We start from the raw sequence: 26,773 nt of genomic DNA on the forward strand, positions 1-26,773 counted from the left end.
GGACGGCGAGGTGAGGACGCCGAGAGAGGACCCGGCGGATTACTTCTTGTCGACCCAGAGCTCACCGCCGGTGGCCCAGTTCTCGCGCTTGACGTCGGTGATGATGATGTCGACGGCGGAGGCCGAGCAACCCAGCGTCTCGCACGTGACGCGCGTCACTTCCTCGACGAACTTGCGCTTCTGGTCAACGGTACGGCCTTCAAACATTTCGACGTGGAAAGTCGGCATGCAATGCTCCTTGTGATGATTGGTGTTCTGGAAAGTCGTCAGGGAACGTGGAAATCAGTCCCATCAGTCCCGGTAAGAAGGATCGATTCTATCGAGTTTGCGCACCAGCGCGGGCCACTCCATCACGCCCTCGACCGCGCCGTTGTCGAACAGCTGTTCCGAAGCCTTGTGCGCAACGGCGGTGTCGGGCTGCGCCAGCGCGCCGCCCGCCTGCGCGGCGATCTGGATCTCGCAGGCCTTGATCAGCGTCGCCATCAGCACGTAGGCCTCGGCCACGGTGCGGCCGACCGTCAGCGTGCCGTGGTTGCGCAACAGCATGGCAAAGTGCTCGCCCAATGAAGCGGTCAGCCGCCCGCCTTCGGCCGGGCTGAAGGCCAGGCCTTCGTAGTCGTGATAAGCCATGCGGCCGTAAAAGCGCATCGCGTGCTGCGACAGCGGCAGCAGGCCGGCGGCCTGCGCCGACACGGCGATGCCCGCGGTGTTATGCAGGTGCATCACGCACATCGCGTCGGGCCGGGCCGCGTGCACGGCGGCGTGCAGCGCGAAGCCGGTGACGTTGACCGGATGCACCGTCTCGCCGATGACCTCGCCGCGGCCGTTGATCTTGACCAGGTCGCTGGCGCGGATCTCGTCGAAGGCGAAGCCGAACGGGTTGATCAGGAAATGGTCGGGCTCACCGGGCACGGTGGCCGAGATATGGGTGTAGATCAGGTCATCCCAGCCCTCGCGCGCGGCCAGCCGGTAGGCGGCGGCAAGGTCGACGCGCACGCGCTGCTCTTCGGCGGAGACAGGCTGTGGGGAGGCGCCCGCGGCACGCGCGGGCTGCAAGGCAAAAGACATGGGGCTCGCTCCTGCGCCGCCCGGTCGTGCGTGCCGGGGTCGGCCCCGGCCTTCTGCGCTGCGCCACGGGCTGCGGCGCACGCGCGGCAGCCGCGATGCGTGGCGCGTCAGGCGGCAAAGGCAATACTGTAGCGCACCTTCACGATCCGCTCCGTGCGGGCGCCAGCGGCCAGGCGCGGCGCATCCAGGCGAACACCAGCGCGCCCGCCAGCAGCGACGCCGCCGCGCATGCCAGCGAACTGGCGAAGCCGCCCGTGCGCGCCACCAGCGCGGTTGCCAGCGGCGGTCCGGCGATCTGGCCGAGGCCGTACGATGCGGTCATCAGCCCCATCAGCCGCGCCGCGTGCGGGCCCCACAGGCGCCGGGCCTCGCGCATGGCGAAGGCCACCAGCGCAGTGAACGGCAGGCCGGCCAGCAGGCTGCTCAGCGCAAAGCCCGCCACCGTCGGCCACACCACCGCGATCGCCACGCCCAGCGCCTGCATGCCGTAAGAGACCGTCAGCAGCTTGCGGCTGTCGTGCGCCATGCTGACCCGCGTCGCCAGCAAGGCACCGACCGCCACGCCCGCGCCGAAGACCGGCCAGAACAGATCGGCCCAGACCGTGCCCGGCAGCGCTTCACGCGCGATCACCGGCAGGAAGGTGGCGGTGATGATGTAGCCAAAGCCGGCCAGGCCGTAGGCCAGCGTCAGGGTCCAGGTCTGGGCGTCGAGCCGCGCCGCGGCACCGGCTGTCGGCGCGGCCTCAGCCGGCGGTGTCGGGCCAGCGTCCGCGGCGATCGGTGTGGTCACGAAAATGCGCCACACCAGGGCCACCAGCACCGCGGCCAGCACGGTGAAGGCCAGCCAGCCGTAGTCGGCATGCCAGCCCACGCCAACCATGCCTGAGGCGCCCAGCCCCGTGGCGACGATGCCAAGCCCCGGCCCGCAAAAGATCAGCCCGCCCAGTTCCGGCTTGCCCAGTTCGGCCAGCCGTTGCAGGCACCAGCCGGCGGTATAGACCAGCACCACCGCACTGGCCACGCCGGCGGCGAAGCGCCACAGCGACCACGCCGGCATGCCGCCCGGCAGCGCCATGCCCAGCGTCAGCAGCACGGTTGCCACCAGGCCCCAGCGCACCATGCGCACGGCGTCCGGGCGGATAAACATGCACAACGCGGCGCCAAGGAAATAGCCGATGTAGTTGATCGTTGCCAGCCACCCTCCCTGCTGCAGGTCGACGATGCCGTCGTGCAGCATCATCGGCAGCAAGGGGGTAAAAGCGAAGCGGCCGATTCCCATCACAACCGCCAGCGACACCAGGCCGGCCATCGCCACCGCCACCGGACCGGCGCGACGCAGCTGCGCGGCCTGCATCGGGCTGGCGGCACCGGCGGCCTGGTCGGGATCGAGGCTGTGAAGCTTGGACATGGCTCTGGCTGTGGGACAGCGGTTGCATTGCAGTCTCTGTATGCTACGTTGCACAAGCCATCCCGAAAAATGAATTATCAAGATGGCATGCATCCTGATATAAGATGGATATCGGATTCACGTTCCGGAGCCCGTGGCCATGGACCTTGCCGCACTTGAAATCTTTCGCACCGTCGTCGAAGCCGGCGGCGTCACCCGCGCAGCCGAGCGGCTGCACCGGGTGCAATCCAATGTCACCACGCGCATCCGCCAGCTGGAGCAGTCGCTCGGAGTCGAGTTGTTCGTGCGCGACGGCCGGCGCATGGTGCTGACGCCGGCGGGACAGACCCTGTTCGACTACGCCTGCCGCATCCTGCAGCTGACCGAGGAAGCGCGCCAGGCGGTGCTGCCGGCACGTCCGAGCGGCCGCCTGCGCATCGCCTCGATGGAAAGCACCGCCGCCAGCCGGTTGCCCAATGTGCTGGCCGCGTACCACCAGGCGTGGCCCGATGTGCAGCTGGAGTTGGTGACGCTGGCGACGCGCCAGGCGCTCGATGCGCTGGCGCGCTTCGAGGTCGATTGCGCTTTTGTCGCCGAGCCGCTATCCGAGCCAGGACTGGAGACCGTTCCGGCCTTCGAGGAAGAGCTGGTGGTGATCGCGCGTGCGGGGCATCGCCCGATCCACTCCTCCGCCGACCTGGAGGTGCCGACGCTGCTGGCGTTCGAGCCCGGCTGCAACTACCGCGCGCGGGTCGAGGCCTGGTATGCCGGCGGCGAACCCGCACCGCCGCCCCGCGTGCTGGAACTGGGCTCCTACCATGCCATCGTCGCCTGCGCGGCGGCCGGCATCGGCGCCGCGATCGTGCCGCGTTCGGTGCTAGGCCTTTATCGGGACCTGCCCGCCATCAGCCAGCACAGCCTGGGACGCGCGGGCCGCGTGCGCACCATGCTGGCCTGGCATCCGGCCATGGCCGGCGCCGCGCTGCATGCGCTGGTCGACATGCTGCACGCGCACGCGCCGGGGCCGCAAGGCGAGGCCGGACTCGTCGCCGCCTGAATCGACACCTGCATCCCCCACCTGAGTCGCCACCCAAGCCGCACCGGCGGAGGCCGGCTGTCGGCACGCATGGCCACCATGCAAGATGTGCCCGGTGGCCTACACTGAAAGTGGCGCCACCCCGGCACCCTGTGTGCCCCGCCCTTGCGATGAAACCTGTCACCGCGCCCATGCGCGCGATTCGGCTGCTGGCCGGCTTAGTGCTGGCATGCAGCGCTGCACTGGCCGTCGGCTTCTCCGCCCTGCATGCGCTTGCCGCACCCGCCTCCGCGCCCGCCGCCACGGCCACCGCGCCGGTCTACGTGATCCCGCTCAAAGGCGCGGTCAGCCCGGCCAGCGCCAGCTTTGTCCTGCGCAGCATGGCGCGCGCGCGCGAGGCTGGCGCGCAACTGGTCGTGATCGAGCTGGATACGCCCGGCGGGCTGGATGCGTCGATGCGGGACATCATCCAGGCCATCCTGGCTTCGCCGGTGCCAGTGGCCAGCTACGTCTCCCCCGGCGGCGCGCGCGCAGCCAGTGCCGGCACCTACATCCTCTATGCCAGCCATATCGCGGCCATGGCGCCGGGCACCAACCTGGGCGCCGCCAGCCCGGTGCAGATCGGCATCGGCGGCCCGCAGAAGCCCGACGCCCTGCCCGGCGCCACACCGGCTTCGGCCCCCGCCAGCGAACCGTCGGCCGCCGATACCATGTCGCGCAAGCAGATGCACGACGCCTCGGCATATATCCGCGGCCTGGCGCAACTGCGCGGGCGCAATGCCGAGTGGGCCGAGCGCGCGGTGCGCGAAGCCGTCAGCCTGTCGGCCGACGAAGCCCTGGCCCAGCGCGTGATCGATGTGGTCGCGGCCGACCTGCCGGCCCTGCTGCGCCAGGTCGACGGGCGCAAGCTGACCACTGCCGGCGGCAAGGCCAGCACGCTGCACACGCACAATGCCCCCGCGGTGACACTGGAGCCGGACTGGCGCAACCGCTTCCTGGCCGTCATCACCGAACCCAGCGTGGCGCTGCTGCTGATGATGATCGGCATCTACGCGCTGATCTTCGAGTTCTCCACGCCGGGCATGGTGGTGCCCGGCATCGTCGGCGCGATCTGCCTGCTGCTGGCGCTGTTCGCGCTGCATATGCTGCCGGTCAACTATGCCGGGCTGGCGCTGGTGGTGCTCGGCATCGGCTGCATGGTCGCCGAGCTGTTCCTGCCGACCTTCGGCGCGCTGGGCGTCGGCGGCATCATCGCCTTTGCCTTCGGCGCGGTGATGCTGATCGACACCGACGTGCCGGGCTTTGGCGTGCCGCTGTCGATGGTGGCGGCGCTGTCGGCGATGTCAGCAGTGTTCGTGTTCGGCATGTCGGCGCTGCTGTTGCGCTCGCGCAGGCGGCCGGTGGTCAGCGGCGCCGACACGCTGGTCGGCAGCCGCGGCGAACTGCTCGACGACGTGCTGGACGCACCCGGCCAGGAAGGCTGGGCCTCGGTGCGCGGCGAACGCTGGCGCGTGCGCAGCGCGAGTCCGCTGGCGCGCGGCACGCCGGTGGTGGTTATCGCGCGGCACGGGCTGGTGCTCGAAGTGGTTGCCGCGCCTTCTGCTGCTCAACTGACTCCAAACAAGGGAGCGTGAACATGGCATTCGGATTCAGCTTCGGCGGTTTGATCTTCCTGCTGGCACTGCTCATCATCACGTCGTTCCGCGTGCTGCGCGAGTACGAGCGCGGCGTGGTCTTCATGCTCGGCCGCTTCTGGAAGGTGAAGGGCCCGGGCCTGGTGCTGATCATTCCCGCCGTGCAGCAGATGGTGCGGGTGGACTTGCGCACGGTCGTGATGGACGTGCCGCCGCAGGACGTGATCTCGCACGACAACGTGTCGGTCAAGGTGAACGCGGTGGTGTATTTCCGCGTGGTCGATCCGGAGCTGGCGATCATCCAGGTGGCGAACTTCCTGGAGGCCACCAGCCAGCTCGCACAGACCACACTGCGTGCGGTGCTCGGCAAGCACGAACTGGACGAGATGCTGGCCGAACGGGAAAAGCTCAACCTCGACATCCAGAAGGTGCTGGATGCGCAGACCGATGCGTGGGGGATCAAGGTCTCGAACGTCGAGATCAAGCATGTCGACCTGAACGAGTCCATGGTGCGCGCGATCGCGCGGCAGGCCGAAGCCGAGCGCGAGCGGCGCGCCAAGGTGATCCACGCGGAGGGCGAGCTGCAGGCTTCCGAGAAACTGCTGGAAGCGGCGCAGATGCTGGCGCGGCAACCCCAGGCGATGCAGCTGCGCTATATGCAGACGCTGACGCAGATCGCGGGGGACAAGAGTTCGACGATCGTGTTTCCGTTGCCGATCGATTTATTGACGACGCTGCGAAGTGCTACGGGGAACACCGAGAAGTAGGAAAGCAGAAGGGGCGCCACTGGCGCCCCTTCTGCTTGATGACAAAGGGAGAATTCCAGATTGTTTGCTCCCCTCTCCCGCTTGCGGGAGAGGGGCCGGGGGAGAGGGCAGGCGCATGGCAAGCACCGTGGCGCCTCACTTCGTGGCAACTCCTGCCCTCTCCCCCGCCCCTCTCCCATAAATGGGAGAGGGGAGACAACATTCCCAGTCTTTGACTTTGTCAGCAGCCTAAAGGGGCGTCACTGGCGCCCCTTCTTCATCGGCTTGCGGTACGGTCAGGCCATCAGACCTTCGCCGCCACCCATTCGCTGACACCCGCCAGCGCCTGCGGCAGCTTGGCCGGCTCGGTGCCGCCAGCCTGCGCCATGTCCGGACGGCCGCCGCCCTTGCCACCCACCTGCTGGGCGACAAAGTTGACCAGCTCGCCGGCCTTGACCTTGCCGGTCGCATCGGCGGTGACGCCGGCGATCAGGCTGACCTTGCCGTCGGCCACGGCCGCCAGCACGATCGCCGCGCTCTGCAGCTTGTCCTTGAGCTTGTCCATGGTCTCGCGCAGCGTCTTCACGTCGGCGCCGTCGAGCTGGGCAGCCAGCACTTTCAGGCCCTTGATGTCGACCGCCTGCGCCGCCAGTTCATCGCCCTGCGAAGCAGCCAGCTTGCTCTTCAGGCGCTCCAGCTCCTTCTCCAGCGCGCGCACCTGGTCCTGCACCTGGCCGATACGCGGCACCAGCTCGGACGGTTGCGCCTTCAGCACGGCAGCGGCTTCGTTCAGCTTCGCGTCCAGGTTCTGCAGGTAGTGCAGCGCATTGTCGCCGGTGATCGCTTCCACGCGGCGGATGCCGGCGGCCACGCCGCCTTCCACCACGATCTTGAACAGGCCGATATCGCCGGTGCGGTGCACGTGGGTGCCGCCGCACAGTTCCTTCGAGGTGCCGATCGACAGCACGCGCACGTCGTCGGCGTACTTCTCGCCGAACAGCGCCATCGCGCCGCTCTTGACCGCGTCGTCGAACGGCATGATCTCGGCGTGCGTATCGTCGTTGCGCAGGATCTCGGCGTTGACGATCTCTTCCACCCGGCGGATCTGGTCTTCGGTCAGCGCCGCGTTGTGCGAGAAGTCGAAGCGGGTCTTGTCCGCATCCACCAGCGAGCCCTTCTGCTGCACGTGCGTGCCCAGCACTTCGCGCAGCGCCTTGTGCATCAGGTGGGTAGCCGAGTGGTTTCGCACGGTGCGCGCGCGGCGCAGCGCGTCGACCTGCGCCGACACGGCGTCGCCCACCTTCAGCGCGCCGCCTTCCAGCGTACCCTGGTGGCCGAACACGTCGGCCTGGACCTTGGTGGTATCGGCCACGGCAAACACGGCATTGCCGGCCTTCAGCACGCCCTGGTCGCCGGCCTGGCCGCCGGACTCGGCGTAGAACGGGGTGTTGTCGAGCACCACCACGCCGGTCTGGCCCGGCTGCATGGATTGGACTGCGGCGCCATCCACGTACAGCGCGGTGACCAACGCCCGCGGCAGTTCCAGCTTTTCGTAGCCATGGAACACGGTCTTGTCGCCCGTGTACTCCAGGCCGGCGGCCATCTTGAACTTGCCGGCGGCGCGTGCCTGCTCGCGCTGGCGGTTCATGGCGGCGTCGAAGGCGGCCTCGTCCACGCCGATTTCCTGCTCGCGGCACACGTCCTGCGTCAGGTCCAGCGGGAAGCCGAAGGTGTCGTGCAGCTTGAAGGCCAGTTCGCCGTCCAGCGTCTTGCCGCCCTTGAGCTTCAGATCGGCCAGCGCGGCGTCCAGGATCGACATGCCGTTCTCGATGGTCTCGAAGAAGCGCTCTTCTTCGGCCTTCAGCACTTCGGTCACGCGCGACTGGGCTTCGGCCAGTTCCGGATAGGCCTCGCCCATCTGCGCGACCAGGTCCGGCACCAGCTTGTGGAAGAACGGGGTCTTCTGGCCCAGCTTGTAGCCGTGGCGGATGGCGCGGCGCACGATGCGGCGCAGCACGTAGCCGCGGCCTTCGTTGCCGGGGATCACGCCGTCGACGATCAGGAACGAGCACGCGCGGATATGGTCGGCAATGACCTTCAGCGAATTCTGGTTCAGGTTGTCGATATGCGTCTCGCGCGCGGCAGCCTTGATCAGTGCCTGGAACAGGTCGATCTCATAGTTGCTGTGCACGTGCTGCAGCACCGCGGCGATGCGCTCCAGGCCCATGCCGGTGTCCACGCACGGCTTGGGCAGCGGCGTCATGTTGCCCTGCTCGTCGCGGTTGAACTGCATGAACACCAGGTTCCAGACCTCGATGTAGCGGTCGCCGTCTTCCTCGGGCGATCCCGGGGGGCCGCCCCACACGTCCGGGCCGTGGTCGTAGAAGATTTCCGAGCAGGGGCCGCACGGGCCGGTGTCGGCCATCTGCCAGAAATTGTCCGAGGCGTAGCGCGCGCCCTTGTTGTCGCCGATGCGCACGATGCGCTCGGCCGGCACGCCCACTTCCTTGGCCCAGATGTCGTAGGCCTCGTCGTCTTCCGCGTAGACCGTCACCCACAGCTTCTCCGCCGGCAGCTGGTAGGTCTTGGTCAGCAGTTCCCATGCGTACTGGATGGCTTCACGCTTGAAGTAGTCGCCAAACGAGAAGTTGCCCAGCATCTCGAAGAACGTATGGTGGCGGGCGGTGTAGCCCACGTTCTCCAGGTCGTTGTGCTTGCCGCCGGCGCGCACCGAACGCTGCGACGAGGTCGCGCGGGTGTACGGGCGCTTGTCGGTGCCCAGGAACACGTCCTTGAACTGCACCATGCCGGAATTGGTGAACAGCAGCGTCGGGTCGTTCGCCGGCACCAGGCTGGACGAGCGGACCACGGTATGGCCCTTCGATTCGAAGAACTGCAGGAACTTGCTGCGAATGTCTGAGACTTTCATGGGATGGCGGACGCTCCCGCGGCTGGGCCGGGCGCGACGAGTCAGTTTTGGATTTGCAAACCGTTGATTATACGGGCAAGGCAGCGCCAGCAGGGCAGGTCCGGCGATAGCCCGCCGCGCCCTGGGGCCGGCCGGCTATCGCCCAAATCCGGCCGCTGGAAGCGCCTCATGCGGCACTCCAGAGCGCGCCTGCGCGAGCCCCGGTGGTACAGTGCAGGCAACCCGCATCGCCCCCGCCCGACACCCGGCGCCGGCAGCCGGATTTCCGATCCTTCCCCCGCCCCTACCTCTGCATTCCACTACCGCCATGGGAGCCTTAAGCCATCTCCGCGTCCTCGACCTGACCCGCGTCCTCGCCGGTCCCTGGTGCGCCCAGAACCTTGCCGATTTCGGCGCCGATGTGATCAAGATCGAGCGCCCCGGCGCCGGCGACGACACCCGCACCTGGGGCCCGCCCTGGCTCAAGGACGAAGACGGCCGCGACACCGCCGAGGCCGCTTACTACCTGGCCGCCAACCGCAACAAGCGCTCGGTCACCTGCGACATCAGCACGCCCGAAGGCCAGCAGATCGTGCGCGACCTGGCCGCGCAAAGCGACGTGGTGCTGGAGAACTACAAGGTCGGCCAGCTGAAGAAATATGGCCTGGACTATGAGTCGCTCAGGCAGATCAAGCCTGACCTGATCTACTGCTCGGTCACCGGCTTCGGCCAGACCGGCCCGTACGCCGCGCGCCCCGGCTATGACTTCATCATCCAGGGCATGGGCGGCTTCATGAGCCTGACCGGCGAGCGCGACGACCTGCCCGGCGGCGGCCCGCAAAAGGCCGGCGTGGCGATTTCCGACCTGATGACGGGCCAGTACGCCACCATCGCCGTACTGGCGGCGCTGGCGCACCGGGACCGCACCGGCGAGGGCCAGTACATCGACATGGCGCTGCTCGACGTGCAGGTGGCCATGCTCGCCAACATGAACACCAACTACCTGGCCAGCGGCGAGGCGCCGCGCCGCTGGGGCAATGCGCACCCGAACATCGTCCCCTACCAGACCTTCCAGGCCGCCGACGGCTGGATCATCGTCGCGGTGGGCAACGACGGGCAGTTCCGCAAGTTCGTCACCGACGGCGGCCGGCCCGAGCTGGCCGACGACCCGCGCTTTGCCAGGAACCCGCAGCGCGTCGCCAACCGCGACATCCTGGTGCCGATCCTGGCCGAGATGGTGCTTCCGCGCACCCGCGCGCAATGGATCCGCGACCTGGAAGCCGCGGGCGTGCCGTGCGGCCCGATCAACACGCTCGACGACGTGTTCGAGGACGACCAGGTCAAGGCGCGCGGCCTGCGCGTGGACCTGCCCCACCCGAGCGCAGGCGAGGTCAAACTGGTCGGCAGCCCGATCAAGATGAGTGCGACGCCACCCCAGGCGCTGCGCCACCCGCCGCTGCTGGGCGAGCACACCGACACGGTGCTGGCCGAGACCCTGGGCTACGGCGCCGGGCAGATCGCGGCACTTCGTACAAAGGGTGTGCTGTAAGATTCTCCTCCTGCCTGCGGCAGGCCAGCCTGCCGCCGGTGCTTTCCGGAAGTTCAGTCCCCACTGACGTACTTTCCTCGGGCCCGCGCCCCCGCGCGAGCCTGCGCAGAGCAAAGGAGAACCCATGCTGACCGACGCCATCTTGTCCTTCCTGCATTTCCTTGCGATCTTCGTCCTGATCACGCTGATGGCCGCCGAGGCCGTGGCGTTGCGCCCGGACCTCAACCCGGCCACCGTGCGGCGCCTGTCGCGGTACGACCTGTTCTATTTCCTGTCGGCGATGCTGGCGCTGGCGACCGGCCTGCTGCGTCTGTTCTACGGCGCCAAGGGCGTCGACTTCTACCTGCACAACCCGTGGTTCCACGCCAAGATGGGCGTGTTCGTGCTGATCGCGCTGTGCTCGCTGCCGCCGACCTTTGCCATCGCGCGCTGGCGCAAGCAGGCGCGCAAGCTGCCCGATTACGTGCCGCCGCCGTCCGAGATCAAGGCGGCGCGGCGCTGGGTCATGATCGAATCGCACCTGGTGATCCTGCTGCCGCTGTGCGCCGTGATGATGGCGCGCGGCATCGGGGCGCGCTGAGAACATCGATAACAATCCCAATCCTTCTGTCATCCGCAACATGCTGAAGAAACTGCTTGCCGCCGCGCTGACCGCGGCGCTGATGCCCGCCGCTGCCGTCGCGGCTTCCAACGCCTACCCCACCAAGCCCGTCCGCTTCGTGGTGCCCTATCCCGCCGGCGGCCCGCTCGACACCGTGGCGCGCGCCATCGGCGAGAAGCTGCGCGACAGCCTCGGCCAGCCCGTGGTGGTGGAAAACAAGCCGGGCGCCGGCGGTAACCTCGGCGCGGACTACGTCGCCAAGCAGCCGGCCGACGGCTACACCATCGTCATGGGCGCGGTGGCCACGCATGCCATCAACCCGACGCTGTTCAGCAAGATGCCGTACGACCCGGTCAAGGACTTCGCGCCGGTCACGCTGGTCGCCGACGTGCCCAACGTGCTGGTGATGCACCCCGGCAAGGCCGCCGAGCTGCACATCAACAACGTGCGCGACCTGGTCGCCTACGCGCGCAAGAACCCGGGCAAGCTGGACTACGCCTCGGGCGGCAACGGCAGCGCCGGGCACCTGTCGGGCGAGCTGTTCAAGAGCATGGCGAAGATCAGCATGGTCCATATCCCCTACAACGGCGCGTCGCCCGCGCAGTTGTCGGTGCTGTCGGGCCAGACCGACCTGATCTTCGACAACCTGGCTTCGGCGTCGGCCAATATCAAGGCGGGCAAGCTCAAGGCCTTCGCGGTGACCACCGCCAGCCGCGCGGCGGCGTTCCCCGAGTTGCCGACCATTGCCGAGGCCGGCAAGGGGCTGGGGCTGGAAGGCTTCGATATCTCGACGTGGTTCGGCGTGTTCGCTCCGGCCAATACGCCGCGCGAAATCGTGGAAAAGCTGAACCACGAGATCGTTGCAATCCTGAAGACGGACGACATGAAGGCGCGCCTGGCCCGCATCGGCGCACAGCCGGCGCCGACCACGCCGGAGCAGTTCGCGGCGCTGATCCAGAAGGAACTGAAAAAGTATGCGCAGATCGTGAAGGTGTCGGGAGCCAAGGTCGACTAAGGACAAGCACTCGCGGCACCAACGGTTTGGGGTGCTCCCAGGCCGCGCGAGCTTGCCCAAGCAAGGTGTTCTCCCTCTCCCCTCAGGGGAGAGGGTCGGGGGAGAGGGGTGGTCTAGCCAGCTATCACATCAAGCAAGGCCGACGGTGTTAACCCACAGGCGTCAGCATTTGACGCTCCTGCCCTCTCCCCCAGCCCCTCTCCCGCAGGCGGGAGAGGGGAGACAACCGGCGCATTACGCGCGCTCGCCGCTCGCTTCCTCCCGGCGCCGCCGCACCCACAGCTTTCCGCCGGAATCCCCCTCCAGCCGCGGCAGCAGCAATCCCACCTGCACGATCTCCGCGCCCTCCATCCGCGTTACCGTCAGCGGCAACCCCGCGATCTCGACGCTGTCGCCCTCCACCGGCGGCGAGGTGAACACGCGCTGCATCGCCCTTTCCAGCGTCAGCGGCTCTTCCTCCGGTGTCAGCTCGCGCGTGCCATAGAGCGCTGCCACGTCGCGCAGCGGCGCATCGCCCGACAGCAGGAAATCATGCGACACCTGCTCCCAGGCAGGCGCCCGGCCCGGCGTCTGGAACAGCGCCGACAGCATCGGCAACGAGATGGTCGGCCCCAGCACGCAGACGGAGTCGCCAGCGCGCAATACGGTCTGGCCCGGCTCGGCCAGCGCGTCGTCGCGCGCCACCGTGAGCAGGCGGCTGCGCGGCGGCAGTTCAAGCTGGTCGGCGCGCACGTTTTCCACTGGCGCATTCGGGCCCACGCAGAATTGCATCACTTCCAGGATCGGCGCGCGCGTGCCGCGCAGGCGCGAACGCGCCACCGGCTCCGGATAGCCCGGCCGGCGCACGCGCGCCAGCCGCGCCGCGACCGATACGGTGGTGCCCTGGAACAGCAGGCTGGCCAGCACCACGGCAAACGCGATGCGGAACAGCAAGCCGGCCTCGGGCGCCTGGCGCAGCAGCGGGAACAGCGCCAGCACGATCGGCACCGCGCCGCGCAGGCCCATCCAAGCGATAAAGCCCTTCTCGCGGGCATTGAAGCGGAACGGCAGCAGCGCCACCCATACCGCCACCGGGCGCGCCACCAGCATCAGGAACGCGGCGACCGCCACCGCGGGCCCGGCCACTTCCAGGATCCGATGTGGTGCCACCAGCAGGCCCAGCAGCAGGAACATCGCCGACTGCGCCAGCCAGGCCATGCCGTCCATCGCACGCATGACGTCGGCAGTGATAGCGCGCTCACGGTTGCCGATCAGCATGCCGGTCAGGTACACCGCCAGAAAGCCGCTGCCGCCGGCGGTCTGCACCAGCGCGAACACCGTGGCACCACCTGCGCACAGCAGAATTGCCTGCAGACCTTCGGCCACATGGATGCGCTCCAGCACATGCGCCAGGCAATATCCCAGCGCCAGCCCGAGCGCGCCGCCCACGCCGAACTGCACCAGCAGCCTCGTCGCCAACCCCAGCGGCGTCAGCCCGCCGGGTGCGGTGACCCATTCGATCAGCGTCAGGGTCAGGAAAATCGCCATCGGGTCGTTGATGCCCGACTCGATCTCCAGCACGCTCGCGACCCGGTCCTTGAGGCGGATGCCGCTGCTGTGCAGCATCGAGAAAACCGCCGCCGCATCGGTCGAGCCGACGATGGCGCCGAGCAGCAGCCCGAGCCGCCAGTCGATACCTAACAGCCACGCCGCGAACACACCCACCAGCCCCGCCGTCACCAGCACGCCCACCGTCGCCAGCGACAGCGACGGCTTGAGCGCAACCCGGAAGGTGGCGAAGCGCGTGCGCAGCCCGCCGTCGAGCAGGATCACCGCCAGCGCCAGGTTGCCGACCAGGAAGCTGAGCCAGGTGTCGTTGAAGCGGATGCCGCCGGGACCGTCCACGCCGGCCAGCATGCCGACGGCCAGGAACACCAGCAGGAACGGCACGCCGAAGCGTGCCGAAAACGCCCCCAGCACGATGCCCAGCGACATCACGATGCCGCCGATCAGGATGACGTGGTCGATGCTCTCCAAGCTGCTCCTTGCGTCACGTTGCGGTCCCTTGCCGGAACCTTTCAAACCTTACAAGGCTTTCAGGCCGGCGCCCCCCGCGAAGACTGCCGACCCGATACCCGGGCTGCCCGGATGATAGCGCAGCACTCCCGCCGCCTCGCCCGCCAGCCCGCCTCCAGACTGGCTTTGCGGATCGGCCAGGCGCCTTTTAAGCGCCATCTCACTAGGGGATACCCGAACCATGACGCTGTTTGCAGACATCTGAAAGGTAGCTGAAAGGTCGCCCCCTTAACTTCCACCCTGCCCGCAGGAGGGCCCTTCGTTGCAGACCGCATTGATGCGGCGCAACAAAGGGTCAACCGCAGATTTCAAGCGTCTTATCGAGGAGATTCACTTTGCGCATACGTAGCCAAAAGGACTTCGCCTCCGGCCTGATGTTCATCCTGGTCGGATTCGGCTTTTCCTGGACCGCACGCGGCTATTCCATGGGAACCGCCGCAAAAATGGGACCGGGATACTTCCCGTTCTGGCTCGGCATCGTGCTCGCCCTGCTGGGCGTGCTGGTGCTGTGGGGCTCGCTGTCTTCCAAGATGGAAGAGGATCAGCTGGCCCGCTGGGATATCAAGACGCTGCTGTGGATTCTCGGCTCGGTGGTGCTGTTCGGTCTGCTGCTGAAGCCGCTCGGCATGGTGCTGTCGGTGCTGGTGCTGGTACTGGTGTCGTCGATGGCCAGCCACGAGTTCAGCTGGAAAGGTGCCATCCTGAACGCCGTCATCCTGGTGCTGATCAGCCTGGGTGCGTTCGTGTACGGCATCAACCTGCAGATGCCGGTGTGGCCGGCTTTCCTGGCAAGCTAAGGAGGCCGCCAACATGGAACTACTCACTAACCTGGGCCTGGGCTTCTCCACTGCCCTGACCTTCCAGAACCTGGCCTACGCCTTCCTGGGCTGCGTGCTGGGTACCCTGATCGGCGTGCTGCCGGGCCTGGGGCCGCTGGCGACCATCGCCATGCTGCTGCCGGTGACCTACACGCTGCCGCCGGTGGCCGCGCTGATCATGCTGGCCGGCATCTACTACGGCGCCCAGTACGGCGGCTCGACCACCGCCATCCTGGTGAACCTGCCGGGTGAATCGTCCTCGGTGGTGACAACCATCGACGGCTACCAGATGGCAAGGCGAGGGCGAGCGGGGGTGGCGCTAGCCACCGCCGGCCTGGGCTCGTTCTTCGCCGGCTGCGTGGCTACCATGATCCTGGCCGCGTTTGCCGCGCCGCTGTCGGAACTGGCCTTCAAGTTCGGCCCTGCCGAGTACTTCTCGCTGATGGTGCTGGGCCTGATCGGTGCCGTGGTGCTGGCCTCGGGTTCGCTGGTCAAGGCGATCGCCATGATCGTGCTGGGCCTGCTGCTGGGCCTGGTGGGTACCGACGTGAACTCGGGCGCCGCGCGCTTCTCGTTCGATGTGCCGGAACTGACCGACGGCCTGAACTTCGTCTCGGTGGCAATGGGTATCTTCGGCTTTGCTGAAATCATCGCCAACCTGGAACAGAAGGAACAGCGCGAGACCTTCACCGACCACATCACCAACCTGTTCCCGACCAAGGACGACTTCAAGCGCATGATCCCGGCCGTGCTGCGCGGCACCGCGCTGGGTTCGGCACTGGGCATCCTGCCGGGCGGCGGCGCCTCGCTGGCTTCGTTCGCTGCATACTCGCTGGAGAAGAAGACCTCCAAGTACCCGCAGGAATTCGGCAAGGGCGCGATCGAAGGCGTGGCCGGTCCGGAATCGGCCAACAACGCGGCTTCGCAGACCTCGTTCATCCCGCTGCTGACGCTGGGCATTCCGCCCAACGCGGTGATGGCGCTGATGGTGGGTGCGATGACCATCCACAACATCCAGCCCGGCCCGCAGGTGATGACCAGCAATCCGGCGCTGTTCTGGGGCCTGATCGCCTCGATGTGGATCGGCAACCTGATGCTGATCGTGCTGAACCTGCCGCTGATCGGCATCTGGGTGAAGCTGCTGAAGGTGCCCTACCGCTACCTGTACCCGGCCATCCTGACCTTCTGCTGCATCGGCGTGTACTCGGTCCAGAACACCACCTTCGACGTGTTCCAGACCGCCGCCTTCGGCGTGGTGGGCTACCTGTTCATCAAGCTGCGCTGCGAACCCGCTCCCCTGCTGCTCGGCTTCGTGCTGGGGCCGATGATGGAAGAGAACTTCCGCCGCTCGCTGCTGCTGTCGCGTGGTGACTTCAGCGTGTTCGTAACGCGTCCGCTGTCGATGGGCCTGCTGATCGCCGCCGCGGCGCTGGTGGTGATCGTGGCGCTGCCTTCGATCAAGGCCAAGCGCGAAGAAGCGTTCCAGGAAGAATAAGCAGGACTTGCCGCCGGCCTGCGGGCCGGCACGCAATGCAACACTGAGGGCACCGTGAGGTGCCCTTTTTTGTTGCCAGGGATTGACACGGTGACCCGCCTCCACCGGGCCCGCTGCGACCTATAGTATTAGCACTCGGACAACTGTCGCGATGAGCGCGTCGGAGGTTACATCATGACCATGGCTAATACGCTGGCGAAATGCCTGAGCAAGAAGCACAGCCAGTTCGACACCGTTCGGCACCCCTACAGCCTGAGCAGCATGGCCACTGCACACGCTGCGCACATCCCTGGAGACCGTCTGGCCAAGACCGTCCTGCTGGAAGACGACAGCGGCTACGTCGCCGCGGTGATCCCGTCCACGCACCACCTGAAACTATCGGAGATCCGCGAGCAGACCGGACGCAACCTGTCGCTGGCGCATGAGGATGGCGTGCGCGAAGTGTTCAGGGACTGCGACCATGGCGCGATCCCGCCGGTCGGCATGGCGTATGGCACGCAGACCTGGCTGGACGACAGCCTGCTGACGCATGCCGACGTCTATTTCGAAGCGGGCGACCACCAGGAGCTGGTGCACATGAGCACCGACCAGTTCATGACACTGATGGCCGATGCAAAGCGCGGGCACTTCGCGCACAGGATCATGTAATACAGGGCCATGCCCTGACAGGCCACGCGGCCGGCGCCTGCCGGCCGCGTGTCGTTGCATCGGCGGTTGCCTGATTAAGCGGCGACGTCGAACCGGTCGAGGTTCATCACCTTGACCCAGGCGGCGACGAAGTCGCGGACGAACTTCTCCTGCGCGTCCTCGCTGGCGTAGACCTCGCACAGCGCCCTGAGCTGGGCATTCGAACCGAAGACCAGGTCGACGCGGGTACCGGTCCACTTACGCTCCCCGGTCTTGCGGTCACGCCCCTCGAACACGTCCCCGGCCTCCGACAGCGGCTTCCATTCGGTACGCATGTCGAGCAGGTTGCGGAAGAAGTCGTTGGTCAGCGTTTCCGGCCGGTCGGTGAAGACGCCGTGCGCGTCCTGCCCGGCATGGACATTCAGCACACGCAGTCCGCCGATCAGCACCGTCATCTCGGGCGCGGTCAGGGTCAGCAATTGCGCCTTGTCGATCAGCAACACCTCCGCCGGGACGCTGTACTTCGCCTTGAGGAAGTTGCGGAAACCGTCTGCCTTCGGCTCTAGCATCCCGACCGACACCACATCGGTCTGTTCCTGCGCGGCGTCCATGCGGCCCGGCGTAAACGGCACGGTCACGCGCTGGCCGGCCTTCTGCGCCGCCTGCTCGATCCCCGCGCCACCGGCCAGCACGATCAGGTCGGCGAGCGAGATTTTCTTGCCGCCGGACTGCGCGCCGTTGAACTCAGCCTGGATCCCTTCAAGAGCCTTCAGCACCTTCCCCAGCTGCTCGGGCTGGTTGACCGCCCAGTCTTTCTGCGGCGCCAGGCGGATGCGCGCGCCATTGGCGCCACCGCGCTTGTCCGAACCGCGGAAGGTGGATGCCGAGGCCCAGGCGGTCTGCACCAGTTGCGAGACAGACAGCCCGGACGCCAGGATTTTCTGCTTGAGCGCTGCGACGTCCTGCTCGTTGACCAGAGGATGGTCCACCGCCGGGATGGGATCCTGCCAGATCAGCTCTTCGGCCGGCACTTCCGGCCCGAGGTAGCGGGCGCGCGGGCCCATGTCGCGGTGGGTCAGCTTGAACCAGGCGCGGGCAAAGGCATCGGCGAGCTGGTCAGGATGCTGCAGGAAGCGCCGCGAGATCTTCTCGTAGGCGGGGTCGAAACGCAGCGACAGGTCCGTGGTCAGCATCGTCGGCCGCAGCTTTTTCGAGGGATCGTAAGCATGCGGGATGGTTTCCCCGGCATCCTTGGCCACCCACTGATTGGCACCGGCGGGACTCTTGGTCAGCTCCCATTCGTGGCCGAACAGATTCTCCAGGTAGCTATTGCCCCACTTGGTCGGCGTACTGCTCCAGGTCACCTCCAGGCCGCTGCCGATCGTGTCGGCGCCCTTGCCGGTGCCAAAGGCGCTCGACCATCCCAGGCCCTGTTGCTCGAGGCCGGCGGCCTCTGGTACGGGCCCGACATTGTCCGCGGGGGCGGCACCGTGCGTCTTGCCGAAAGCATGCCCGCCGGCAATCAGTGCGACGGTCTCCTCGTCGCCCATGGCCATGCGCGCGAAGGATTCGCGGATATCGTGCGCCGCGGCGAGCGGGTCCGGGTTGCCTTCGGGTCCTTCCGGGTTCACATAGATCAGGCCCATCTGCATGGCGGCCAGCGGGTACTCCAGGTCGCGTCCGGGCACGGCGTGGCTCGCCTCGGCGGCAGCGCTCACGCCTTCGCCGCCGGCACCCTTGCCGTAGCGCACATTCCCGGCCAGCCAGGTCTTTTCATTGCCCCAGTACACATCCGCGTCCGGCTCCCAGGTATCTTCGCGGCCCCCGCCGAAGCCGAAGGTCTTGAAGCCCATGGTTTCGAGCGCGACGTTGCCGCTCAGGATCATCAGGTCGGCCCACGAGATCTTCTGGCCATATTTCTGCTTGATCGGCCAGAGCAGGCGGCGCGCCTTGTCCAGGCCGACGTTGTCCGGCCAGCTGCTGAGCGGTGCGAAACGCTGCTGGCCGCGCCCTGCGCCGCCGCGGCCATCGCCGATGCGGTAGGTGCCGGCACTGTGCCAGGCCATGCGGATGAACAGCGGTCCGTAGTGACCAAAGTCCGCCGGCCACCAGTCCTGCGAGTCGGTCATCAGCGCCGCCAGGTCCTTCTTTACCGCCGCCAGGTCGACGCTCTTGAATGCTTGCGCATAGTTGAAGTTCGCGCCCATCGGGTTGGACTTGCTGGAATGCTGGCTGAGCAGGTCCAGACGCAGCTGCTCTGGCCACCAGTCGCGATTCGTCGGACCGCCGCCGGCGGCATGCGTGAAGGGACACTTTGCTTCGTTAGACATACGCTCTCTCCTTGTGGGGACGTACTGAATACGCCTGCAGCTATGGCGCCAGAGTTCGCTGTTACATCGGCGATCCCGCGCCGGCGGATCCGCCGGAAATCTCCTTCCACCGTATCCCGGCTTATTGCTGCCGGTCAGCTGCCGGTCAGCGGACGCGCGCAGGCTTGCGCCGACGCGGGAGGGTCGAAGCGCGCATGGCGATGCGGCCGCGTCAGCGGCAGTCCGCTACCAAAATATATGCAATGGTGAACTTCAGGAGAATGCGAATCTGACTATCCTCCCGATAGACCTTGGTTATGACGTGAAAGGAGCGCGCTAGGCGCCGAACAGCTCGCTGCAAGCCGCCCGCATCGCCGCGGTCACCTGCCCGCGCCCGTGGTCGCGCCGCTCCAGCATGCCGATGTGGCGCATGACCGGCTCGCCGTTGACCAGCAGCGGCAGGATGCGCAGCGCCTCGTCGTCGTGCCAGCGCGCGCGCCGCAGCAGCGGCACCACCGTCACGCCCACCTCCTGGCGCACCAGCTCGACCAGCGCCTCGATGGCGTTCAGTTCCAGGAACTCGTTGACCTTCAGGTGCGCGCGGCGCAATGCGCGCTCGACCAGCACGCCGGTGCGCTGGCTGCGGTCGAAGCGCAGGTATGGGTTCTGCGCAAGCGCCTCGCGCGCGTTCCCGCCGGGACTGCCACGTGCCGCGATCGCCACCAGCGGCTCCTGGTACAGCGGCGTCCAGCGCAACGTGCCGGGGATCCGAGTGGCGCCTTCTACCAGAATCGCCGCGTCGAGTTCGCCGGCCTCGACCTGTGCCGCCAGCTCGATCGACTTGGCGCCGACCAGGCGCACGTCGAGCGCCGGGTAGGTGCGCTTCATGCGCGCCACCGCGTGCGACAGGCCGCCCATCACCGACACCACCGCGCCCACGGCCACGGCACCGGCCATGGCCTGGTCCGTTGCCAGCGGCAGCCGCATCTCGTCGTACAGCGCGAGCAGGCGCCGCGCCTGCGGCAACAGTGCGCGGCCATCGGCATTGAGCACCGCGACGCGGCCGTTGCGGTCGAACAGTTCACGCCTCAGTTCGCTTTCCAGCGCGCGCATCTGCAGGCTGACAGCGGCCTGGGTCAGGGCTACCTGCCCGGCTGCCGCGGCAAAAGAGCCCTGCTCGGCTACGGTGATGAAGGTACGGAGGAATCGGATGGTGCTCATCGGTGCACGTGCGCAACACTGGCGAAGTTGCGTCGATACTTAAATTTTTCTTGTGACATTGAAAAGAAATATTAGCTTTCTTTGTGACCGGAGGCACGGAATAATTAAGCCGGCTCATCAATCCTTGCCCGCTTTATGTCCGCCCCAAGCCTGACTCCGGAGACAAGCATGAAATCCTGGTTGCACCTCGCCGGCATCGCCGCTGCCTGCGGCATGTGCCTGGCCGCCACGCCCGCACTGGCCGACAACTATCCCGGCAAGCCGATCCGCCTGATCGTGCCCTTCCCGGCAAGCGGCGCGACCGACCTGCTGGCGCGTGCCATTGCCCAGAAGGTGGGCGCCAACATCGGCCAGCAGATCGTGGTGGACAACCGCCCGGGCGCCGGCGGCGCGATCGGTTCCGACATGGCGGCCAAGGCCGCGCCGGACGGCTACACGCTGCTGATCGCGACCACCAGCACGCACTCGATCGGCCCGCACATCAACACCCGCCTGCCGTACAACACCGAGACCGACTTCACCCCGGTCGGCCAGGTGGCGATCGCTACCAACGTGCTGGTGGTGCCGAACAGCCTGCCGGTGAAGAACGTGCGCGAGCTGGTCGATTACGCCAAGAAGCACCCCGGCGAGCTTAACTATGCCTCCAGCGGCAACGGCACCGTGGTGCACCTGACCACTGAAGCGTTCAAGGCGCAGGCGGGCGTGTTCATCACCCACATTCCCTACCGCGGCACCGGCTTGGCCGTGCCCGACCTGATCTCGGGCAAGGTGCAGGTGCTGTTCGACAGCATCGTCTCAGGCCTGCCGCACGTGAAGGACGGCAAGCTCAAGGCGCTGGCAGTGACCAGCGCGAAGCGCTCGCCGCTGGCACCGGAGATCCCCACGGCCAGCGAGTCGGGGCTGCCCGGCTTTGAGTCCGATACGTGGTTCGGCATCTATGGGCCAAAGGGCATGCCGGCGGATATCGTCAGCCGGCTGAATGCCGAGTTCAACAAGGCAATCCAGTCGCCGGAAGTCAAGGAGCGCCTGGGCAAGCTGGGCGCCGAGCCGGTCGGCGGCACGCCGGCGCAGTTCGCCGCCATGGTGAAGAAGGACAGCGCCCGCTGGGGCAAGCTGATCAAGGATCGCAAGATCACGGCAGAATAACGGCGCCGAGCGTGCCAATGCGGCCGGTGCCAACAAGGCAGGCCCGGCTGGCCCGGCCGCTTCCTGAGACGACAGACAAAGCCATGCAGAACTTCAACTGGACCAACCCCTACCCCTCCGTGCGCATCCCGCTGTTTGCGCGCAACGTGGTGTCCACCTCGCACCCGCTGGCCGCGCAGGCCGGCCTGCGCATGCTGCTCAAGGGCGGCAATGCGGTCGATGCGGCCATCGCCGCGGCGGCCGCGATCACAATCGTCGAGCCGGTATCGTGCGGCCTGGGCAGCGATGCCTTCGCCATCCTGTGGGACGGCAAGGAGCTGCATGGGCTGAACTCCTCCGGCGTGGCCCCGGCCGCCTGGAACCCGGAGTACTTCAAGAACAAGTACGGCACCGACGCCAACGGCCTGGCCAACCGCCCGATCCGCGGCTGGGACTCGGTCACCGTACCCGGCGTGATCGCCGGCTGGGCGGCGATGCATGAGCGCTTCGGCAAGCTGCCCTTCGCCGACCTGATGGAACCGGCAATCGAGATCGCCGAGCGCGGCTACGCCGTGCCGCCAGTGGTGGCGCACAAGTGGGCCGCCGCGGTGCCCGAACTGAAGGACCAGCCGGGCTATGCCGAGACCTTCATGCCCAACGGCCGTGCGCCGCTGGTCGGCGAGAAGTTCACCATGAAGGCCGCCGCCGAGACGCTGCGCAAGATTGGCGAGACCCGCGGCCGCGCCTACTACGAAGGCGAGATCGCCGAGAAGATCGCCGCCTTCAGCAAGCAGTGCGGCGGCGCGATGACGCTGGACGACCTGCGCAATTACCGCCCCGACTGGGTCAAGCCGATCAGCAAGAGCTACCGCGGCTACGAGCTGCACGAGATCCCGCCCAATGGCCAGGGCATTGCCGCGCTGGTTGCGCTGGGCATCCTCGGCCAGTTCGACATGGCTTCGATCCCGGTCGACTCGGTCGATTCGCAGCACCTGCAGATCGAAGCGATGAAGCTGGCCTTCGCCGACCTGTACCGCTACGTGGCCGACCCGCGCAGCATGGAGGTCACGCCGGAACAAATGCTGGATGACGCCTACCTGAAATCGCGCGCCAGGCTGATCGACATGCAGCGCGCCACGCATTTCAACTTCGGCATGCCCAAGGTGGGCGGCACCATCTACCTGACCGCCGCCGACGAGAACGGCATGATGGTCTCGTTCATCCAGTCGAACTACATGGGCTTCGGCTCGGGCGTGGTGGTGCCGGGCACCGGCATCAGCCTGCAGAACCGCGGCGTGGGCTTCTCGATGGATCCCAGGTCCGCCAACGCCGTGGCCGGTGGCAAGCGCCCGTTCCACACCATCATCCCGGCCTTCCTGACCAAGGGCGGCCACCCGGTGATGAGCTTCGGCGTGATGGGCGGCGACATGCAGCCGCAGGGCCACCTGCAGACGGTAGTGCGCATGCTGGACTACAACCAGCAGCCGCAGGCCGCATGCTGCGCGCCGCGCTGGAAGGTCAACCGCGATTTCACGCTGGACGTGGAAGGCACCATGGATCCGGCCACGGTCGCGGGGCTGAAGGCGCGCGGGCACCAGTTGAAGTCGGTGGAAGACCCGTACATGGACTTTGGCTCGGGCCAGTTTATCTGGCGCCTGTCGGACGATCCGGAGCAAGGGTACGTGGCGGCCAGCGACAGCCGGCGCGACGGGCAGGCGGTGGGCTTCTGACCCCGCCGGCCTGAGCTGCCGACGACATGCTGAACGCCAGGAACGCCCCAAAAGAGGCGTCAGATTGCTGACAAAGGGAAAATGCCAGGCTGTTTGCTCCCCTCTCCCGCTTGCGGGAGAGGGGCCGGGGGAGAGGGCAGGCGCATGCCAAGCACCGTGGCGCCTCACTTCGTGGCAACTCCTGCCCTCTCCCCCGCCCCTCTCCCATAAATGGGAGAGGGGAGACAACATTCGCAGCCTCTGACTTTGTCAGCAGCCAAACGCCCCGAAAGGGGCGTTTTTTGCTATTGCCCCCATCGCGCAACTGGCCCGCTCGCGATCGCCGCAACTGTGCATGGCGCCGGCGCAACGGCGCCGTACACTGGTTCCCCACCAGCCTCCGAAGCCCGCGCCATGACCACCTACGCCTTCCGCCTGCTCAACGTCTTCGCCGAATCCACCTTCGGCGGCAATCCCCTGTGCGTATTCGAAGACGCGCGCGGGTTGGACGAGGCCACCATGCAGGCGCTGGCGCTGCAGTTTAACCTGTCGGAGACCACCTTTGTCCTGCCGTCGGACAATGCCAGCGCGCGCGTGCGCATCTTCACGCCCGGCTATGAAATGCGTTTCGCCGGCCACCCCACGCTGGGCACCGCTCACGTGGTGCGCGATCTGGCCGCCACCGGCGACACGCTGACGCTCGAATTCCTCGCCGGCGTGGTCCCGGCGACGGCGCAGGGCGATGTCTGGACCTTCACCGCGCCGCACAGCGGCATGCCGAAGACCGCCCCGACCGGCCTGCCCGATGCCGAGATGGCAAGCCTGCTCGGCCTGCAGGAAAGCGACCTGCTGGTGTCGCCGATGTGGGTCGATACCGGCGCAGACCAGTTGCTGGTGGCCGTGAACAGCACCGATGCCGTGCGCCGCGCCAATCCGGACAGCGCGCGGCTCGACATCTGGCCGCAGAGCAGCCTCGGCCGCAAGACCGCGTACATATTCGCGTTCGATCCCGAGCAGCCGGGCCGCGTGGTGTCGCGCTATTTCTTCACCAAGCTGGGCGGCGGCGTGGCGGAGGATCCGGGCACGGGCTCGGCCTGCGCCAACCTGGGCGGCTGGCTGCTCGCCGCCAGCCGCGCGCTGCCGGCCGAATACGTCGTCGACCAGGGCGAGGCCGTCGGCCGCCCGTGCCGGCTGCGCTTGTCGGTCGGCTCGGACGGCGCGATCCGCGTGGGTGGCCGCGTGCTCGAGATTGGCCGCGGCACCGTGACGCTCTGAGCGCCCTGCGCTGCTCCGCCGGCTGCGCTACATTGTCGGCTTGCCCCGCCAACCGCACCGATCCGCCATGACCTCGCACGCCATCACGTCCCTGGCCGAACTGGAAGCGCTCTACGCCCAGCCCGCGGCGCCATCGCTGTCCAAGGAAGTCGACTACCTGCATCCGCATTACCGCGCCTTTATCGAGGCCGCACCGTTCTGCCTGCTGTCGACCGTCGCCGACGGCTGGGCCGAATGCTCGCCGCGCGGCGACACGCCCGGTTTCGTGCAAATGCTGAACGAACGCACGCTGCTGCTGCCCGACCGGCGCGGCAACAACCGCATCGACAGCCTGCGCAATATCGTGGCCGATCCGCGCGTGGGACTGCTGTTCGTGATCCCTGGCATCAACGAAACCATCCGCGTCAACGGCACCGCACAGATCAGCGTCGACCCGGCGCTGATCGCGCGCTGCGTGGTCGACGGCAAGGCGCCGACCACGGTGCTGGTGATCACGGTGCAGTCGGTGTTTTTCCAGTGCGCCCGCGCGCTGATCCGTTCGCGCCTGTGGGCCGCGGATGCGCAGGTGTCGCGGCAGACGCTGCCGAGCAATGGCGAAATTCTGGCCACACTGAGCCAAAACGCCATCGATGGCGCCGCCTATGACCGCGACCTGCCCGAGCGGCAGCGCACCACGCTCTACTAGCGCGGCAGCCACGCCGGCGCATGCGTGCCGAGCGGCTCGGACGGCAGCGTCCAGCGCGCCGGCGTCTCGGACAGCTGCGCCGCATGGCGCACCACGGTCAGCATGCCGAAGCCGGACGGCACGGCTTCGAGCAGGTCGGCGACATCGTCGATCTTCTGCTCGGGCGCCTTCAGCCCCTGCGGCACGCGCCCCAGCCCGCGCAGCCACTGCCCCACCTGCGCCAGCGACACGCGTACGTGCCAGCTGCCGCCTTCCACCGCGCGCCGCTGCAACGCGGCCATCGCGCCGAATGCCAGCAGGTAGCCCGCGGCATGGTCCAGCACCTGTGCCGGCAACGGCCGCGGCGTGTCGCTGCCGGCCGCTTCGGCCTCGGCCTGGTTGAAGCCGGTGGCGGTCTGCACCAGCGAATCGAAGCCGCGCTTGTGCGCCCACGGCCCGACATGGCCATACGCGCTCAGCGACACATAGACGATGCCCGGACGCGCCCGCGCCGCGGCTTCCGGGCCCACGCCCAGCCCGGCCAGGCCGCCAGGCCGGTAGCCCTGCACCATCACATCGACGCCATGTAGCAGCTTGTGCAGCGTGCGCTTGTCGTCGGGGTCGCGCAGGTCGAGCTGGCAGCTGCGCTTGCCGCGGCCGGTGTCGATCACCAGCGGCGCGATCGACGGCAGGTGCGCGGCAGTCACCAGCAGCACATCGGCACCGTGCGCGGCCAGCGTGCGCCCTGCCACCGGGCCGGCGATGATGCGGGTGAAATCGAGCACGCGCACGCCTGACAGCGGTTGCGCTTCGGCGGATGTGGGCGGTGCGGACGGTGATAATGGCTGTGGCGGCGCATCGCCGATACGCTCCAGCGTCACCGGCGGCAGGCCGCGCAGCGCCGCGGCCTGCGGATGGCGATCCCACTCTTCAAAGCTGCGCAGCGCAGCGACCACCAGGCCGGCGTCGGACGCGGCGGTTTCGAACGTTTCGGCTTCCCACTTTTCCAGCGCCGCCTGCACCGCCGCCTTGTCATAGGCGCAGCCCAGCAAGCGCAGCACGCCGTCGCGGTGGTGCGGAAAATTGGTGTGCAGCCGGACCCAGCGGCCGTCGCCGCAGCGGTAAATGCCGGCGATCTTGTCCCACAACTCGGGCGCGGGACCGCCGTCGACGCGGAGGTAGCGCTCGCTGCGGAACTCGGTGATGGCATGGCGCATGTCGACGCTGACGTCCTGCCAGCGGCCGCTGCGTCCTTGCCACAGCGTGGCGGCGGCCAGCGCCGCAGCGGCCAGGCTGGCCTGCGCGGCGGTGCCGACGGCGAAGCTCGACGGCAGCACCGGCTCGGTGCCATCCAGGCGCAGGTGGGTCAGCGCCTCGGCGGGCAGGCCGGCATCGCGCCACAGCGCGGCTACGACATCGTGGGGCATGGGCGGCGCTTGCGCCGCCTCGGGATTGGCGTTCATGAGCGTTCCTGCAGCGATGGACGACAGCCGGCCATAGCCAGCCGGCACGGGTCTCCATGCTACTCCGA

Annotated in this window: 21 protein-coding genes; 13 read left to right on the forward strand and 8 right to left on the reverse strand. The window is 67.5% G+C overall.

Annotated elements, in window-relative coordinates; translation table 11 throughout:
• Positions 1–39 precede the first annotated feature (39 nt).
• From ACIP1U_RS03965 to ACIP1U_RS03975, 3 genes are all read right to left on the reverse strand, one after another.
• Positions 40–228 carry a 4-oxalocrotonate tautomerase gene (locus tag ACIP1U_RS03965; protein ID WP_400312064.1) on the reverse strand — a complete coding sequence of 63 codons (189 nt, stop codon included), beginning with the start codon at positions 226–228 and terminating at the stop codon, positions 40–42.
• Between the two features lie 63 nt (positions 229–291).
• Positions 292–1,068, reverse strand: coding sequence for a class II aldolase/adducin family protein (locus ACIP1U_RS03970; protein ID WP_400312067.1), 777 nt, complete (start codon positions 1,066–1,068; stop codon positions 292–294).
• Positions 1,069–1,207: 139 nt separating this feature from the next.
• A complete protein-coding gene (locus ACIP1U_RS03975) occupies positions 1,208–2,476 on the reverse strand; it encodes a YbfB/YjiJ family MFS transporter (RefSeq protein ID WP_400312069.1) in 1,269 nt (422 codons plus the stop codon).
• Positions 2,477–2,615: 139 nt separating this feature from the next.
• On the opposite strand from ACIP1U_RS03975, the gene ACIP1U_RS03980 reads away from it, so the two are divergent.
• The 3 genes from ACIP1U_RS03980 (at position 2,616) to ACIP1U_RS03990 (ending at position 5,892) form a co-directional block, all read left to right on the forward strand.
• On the forward strand, positions 2,616–3,512 hold the full coding sequence (locus ACIP1U_RS03980) for a LysR family transcriptional regulator (protein WP_400312070.1): 897 nt from the start codon (positions 2,616–2,618) through the stop codon (positions 3,510–3,512).
• Between the two features lie 149 nt (positions 3,513–3,661).
• On the forward strand, positions 3,662–5,125 hold the full coding sequence (locus ACIP1U_RS03985; RefSeq protein ID WP_400312072.1) for a nodulation protein NfeD: 1,464 nt from the start codon (positions 3,662–3,664) through the stop codon (positions 5,123–5,125).
• A 2-nt stretch (positions 5,126–5,127) separates the two neighbouring features.
• Positions 5,128–5,892 carry a slipin family protein gene (locus ACIP1U_RS03990; protein WP_400312075.1) on the forward strand — a complete coding sequence of 255 codons (765 nt, stop codon included), beginning with the start codon at positions 5,128–5,130 and terminating at the stop codon, positions 5,890–5,892.
• 283 nt (positions 5,893–6,175) lie between these two features.
• Here ACIP1U_RS03990 and alaS read toward each other — a convergent pair whose 3' ends face one another.
• A complete protein-coding gene (alaS, locus tag ACIP1U_RS03995; protein ID WP_400312077.1) occupies positions 6,176–8,800 on the reverse strand; it encodes an alanine--tRNA ligase in 2,625 nt (874 codons plus the stop codon).
• 307 nt (positions 8,801–9,107) lie between these two features.
• Between alaS and ACIP1U_RS04000 the strand changes: the two genes are divergently transcribed.
• The 3 genes from ACIP1U_RS04000 to ACIP1U_RS04010 all read left to right on the forward strand — a co-directional run bounded on the left by ACIP1U_RS04000 (position 9,108) and on the right by ACIP1U_RS04010 (position 11,944).
• Positions 9,108–10,328, forward strand: coding sequence for a CaiB/BaiF CoA transferase family protein (locus ACIP1U_RS04000; protein ID WP_400312079.1), 1,221 nt, complete (start codon positions 9,108–9,110; stop codon positions 10,326–10,328).
• Positions 10,329–10,452: 124 nt separating this feature from the next.
• Entirely contained in the window at positions 10,453–10,908 is a 456-nt protein-coding gene (locus ACIP1U_RS04005; RefSeq protein ID WP_400312081.1) for a DUF2214 family protein, read from the forward strand.
• A 40-nt stretch (positions 10,909–10,948) separates the two neighbouring features.
• Complete coding sequence (locus ACIP1U_RS04010; protein WP_400312084.1) at positions 10,949–11,944, forward strand: tripartite tricarboxylate transporter substrate binding protein; 996 nt, start codon at positions 10,949–10,951, stop codon at positions 11,942–11,944.
• 234 nt (positions 11,945–12,178) lie between these two features.
• Here ACIP1U_RS04010 and ACIP1U_RS04015 read toward each other — a convergent pair whose 3' ends face one another.
• Positions 12,179–13,960 (reverse strand): potassium/proton antiporter, encoded by a 1,782-nt coding sequence (locus ACIP1U_RS04015; RefSeq protein ID WP_400312087.1) that lies wholly within the window; start codon positions 13,958–13,960, stop codon positions 12,179–12,181.
• Between the two features lie 374 nt (positions 13,961–14,334).
• Between ACIP1U_RS04015 and ACIP1U_RS04020 the strand changes: the two genes are divergently transcribed.
• From ACIP1U_RS04020 to ACIP1U_RS04030, 3 genes are all read left to right on the forward strand, one after another.
• Positions 14,335–14,796 carry a tripartite tricarboxylate transporter TctB family protein gene (locus ACIP1U_RS04020; RefSeq protein ID WP_400312090.1) on the forward strand — a complete coding sequence of 154 codons (462 nt, stop codon included), beginning with the start codon at positions 14,335–14,337 and terminating at the stop codon, positions 14,794–14,796.
• Positions 14,797–14,809: 13 nt separating this feature from the next.
• Positions 14,810–16,312 carry a tripartite tricarboxylate transporter permease gene (locus ACIP1U_RS04025; protein ID WP_400312093.1) on the forward strand — a complete coding sequence of 501 codons (1,503 nt, stop codon included), beginning with the start codon at positions 14,810–14,812 and terminating at the stop codon, positions 16,310–16,312.
• Between the two features lie 174 nt (positions 16,313–16,486).
• On the forward strand, positions 16,487–16,960 hold the full coding sequence (locus ACIP1U_RS04030) for an aminoacyl-tRNA deacylase (RefSeq protein ID WP_400312096.1): 474 nt from the start codon (positions 16,487–16,489) through the stop codon (positions 16,958–16,960).
• A 74-nt stretch (positions 16,961–17,034) separates the two neighbouring features.
• Here the strand turns inward: ACIP1U_RS04030 and katG are convergent, their stop codons facing one another.
• Together katG and ACIP1U_RS04040 are read right to left on the reverse strand one after the other, a co-directional pair.
• Positions 17,035–19,269 (reverse strand): catalase/peroxidase HPI, encoded by a 2,235-nt coding sequence (gene katG, locus ACIP1U_RS04035; protein ID WP_400312098.1) that lies wholly within the window; start codon positions 19,267–19,269, stop codon positions 17,035–17,037.
• A gap of 315 nt (positions 19,270–19,584) precedes the next feature.
• On the reverse strand, positions 19,585–20,469 hold the full coding sequence (locus ACIP1U_RS04040; RefSeq protein WP_400312100.1) for a LysR substrate-binding domain-containing protein: 885 nt from the start codon (positions 20,467–20,469) through the stop codon (positions 19,585–19,587).
• A 168-nt stretch (positions 20,470–20,637) separates the two neighbouring features.
• Between ACIP1U_RS04040 and ACIP1U_RS04045 the strand changes: the two genes are divergently transcribed.
• The 4 genes from ACIP1U_RS04045 (at position 20,638) to ACIP1U_RS04060 (ending at position 25,263) form a co-directional block, all read left to right on the forward strand.
• Positions 20,638–21,615 (forward strand): Bug family tripartite tricarboxylate transporter substrate binding protein, encoded by a 978-nt coding sequence (locus ACIP1U_RS04045; RefSeq protein WP_400312102.1) that lies wholly within the window; start codon positions 20,638–20,640, stop codon positions 21,613–21,615.
• 83 nt (positions 21,616–21,698) lie between these two features.
• A complete protein-coding gene (gene ggt, locus ACIP1U_RS04050) occupies positions 21,699–23,324 on the forward strand; it encodes a gamma-glutamyltransferase (RefSeq protein WP_400312103.1) in 1,626 nt (541 codons plus the stop codon).
• A gap of 393 nt (positions 23,325–23,717) precedes the next feature.
• Positions 23,718–24,578 carry a PhzF family phenazine biosynthesis protein gene (locus tag ACIP1U_RS04055; protein WP_400312105.1) on the forward strand — a complete coding sequence of 287 codons (861 nt, stop codon included), beginning with the start codon at positions 23,718–23,720 and terminating at the stop codon, positions 24,576–24,578.
• A 67-nt stretch (positions 24,579–24,645) separates the two neighbouring features.
• Positions 24,646–25,263, forward strand: a complete 618-nt coding sequence (locus tag ACIP1U_RS04060; RefSeq protein WP_400312107.1) for a pyridoxamine 5'-phosphate oxidase family protein — start codon at positions 24,646–24,648, stop codon at positions 25,261–25,263.
• Here the strand turns inward: ACIP1U_RS04060 and ACIP1U_RS04065 are convergent.
• Positions 25,260–26,705: a CoA transferase gene (locus ACIP1U_RS04065; protein WP_400312109.1), complete on the reverse strand. Its 1,446-nt coding sequence runs from the start codon at positions 26,703–26,705 to the stop codon at positions 25,260–25,262. The two genes, ACIP1U_RS04060 and ACIP1U_RS04065, sit on opposite strands and share 4 nt — an antisense overlap.
• Positions 26,706–26,773 lie beyond the last annotated feature (68 nt).

This window comes from Cupriavidus sp. NPDC089707, from assembly GCF_044748965.1.
GTDB lineage: Bacteria > Pseudomonadota > Gammaproteobacteria > Burkholderiales > Burkholderiaceae > Cupriavidus.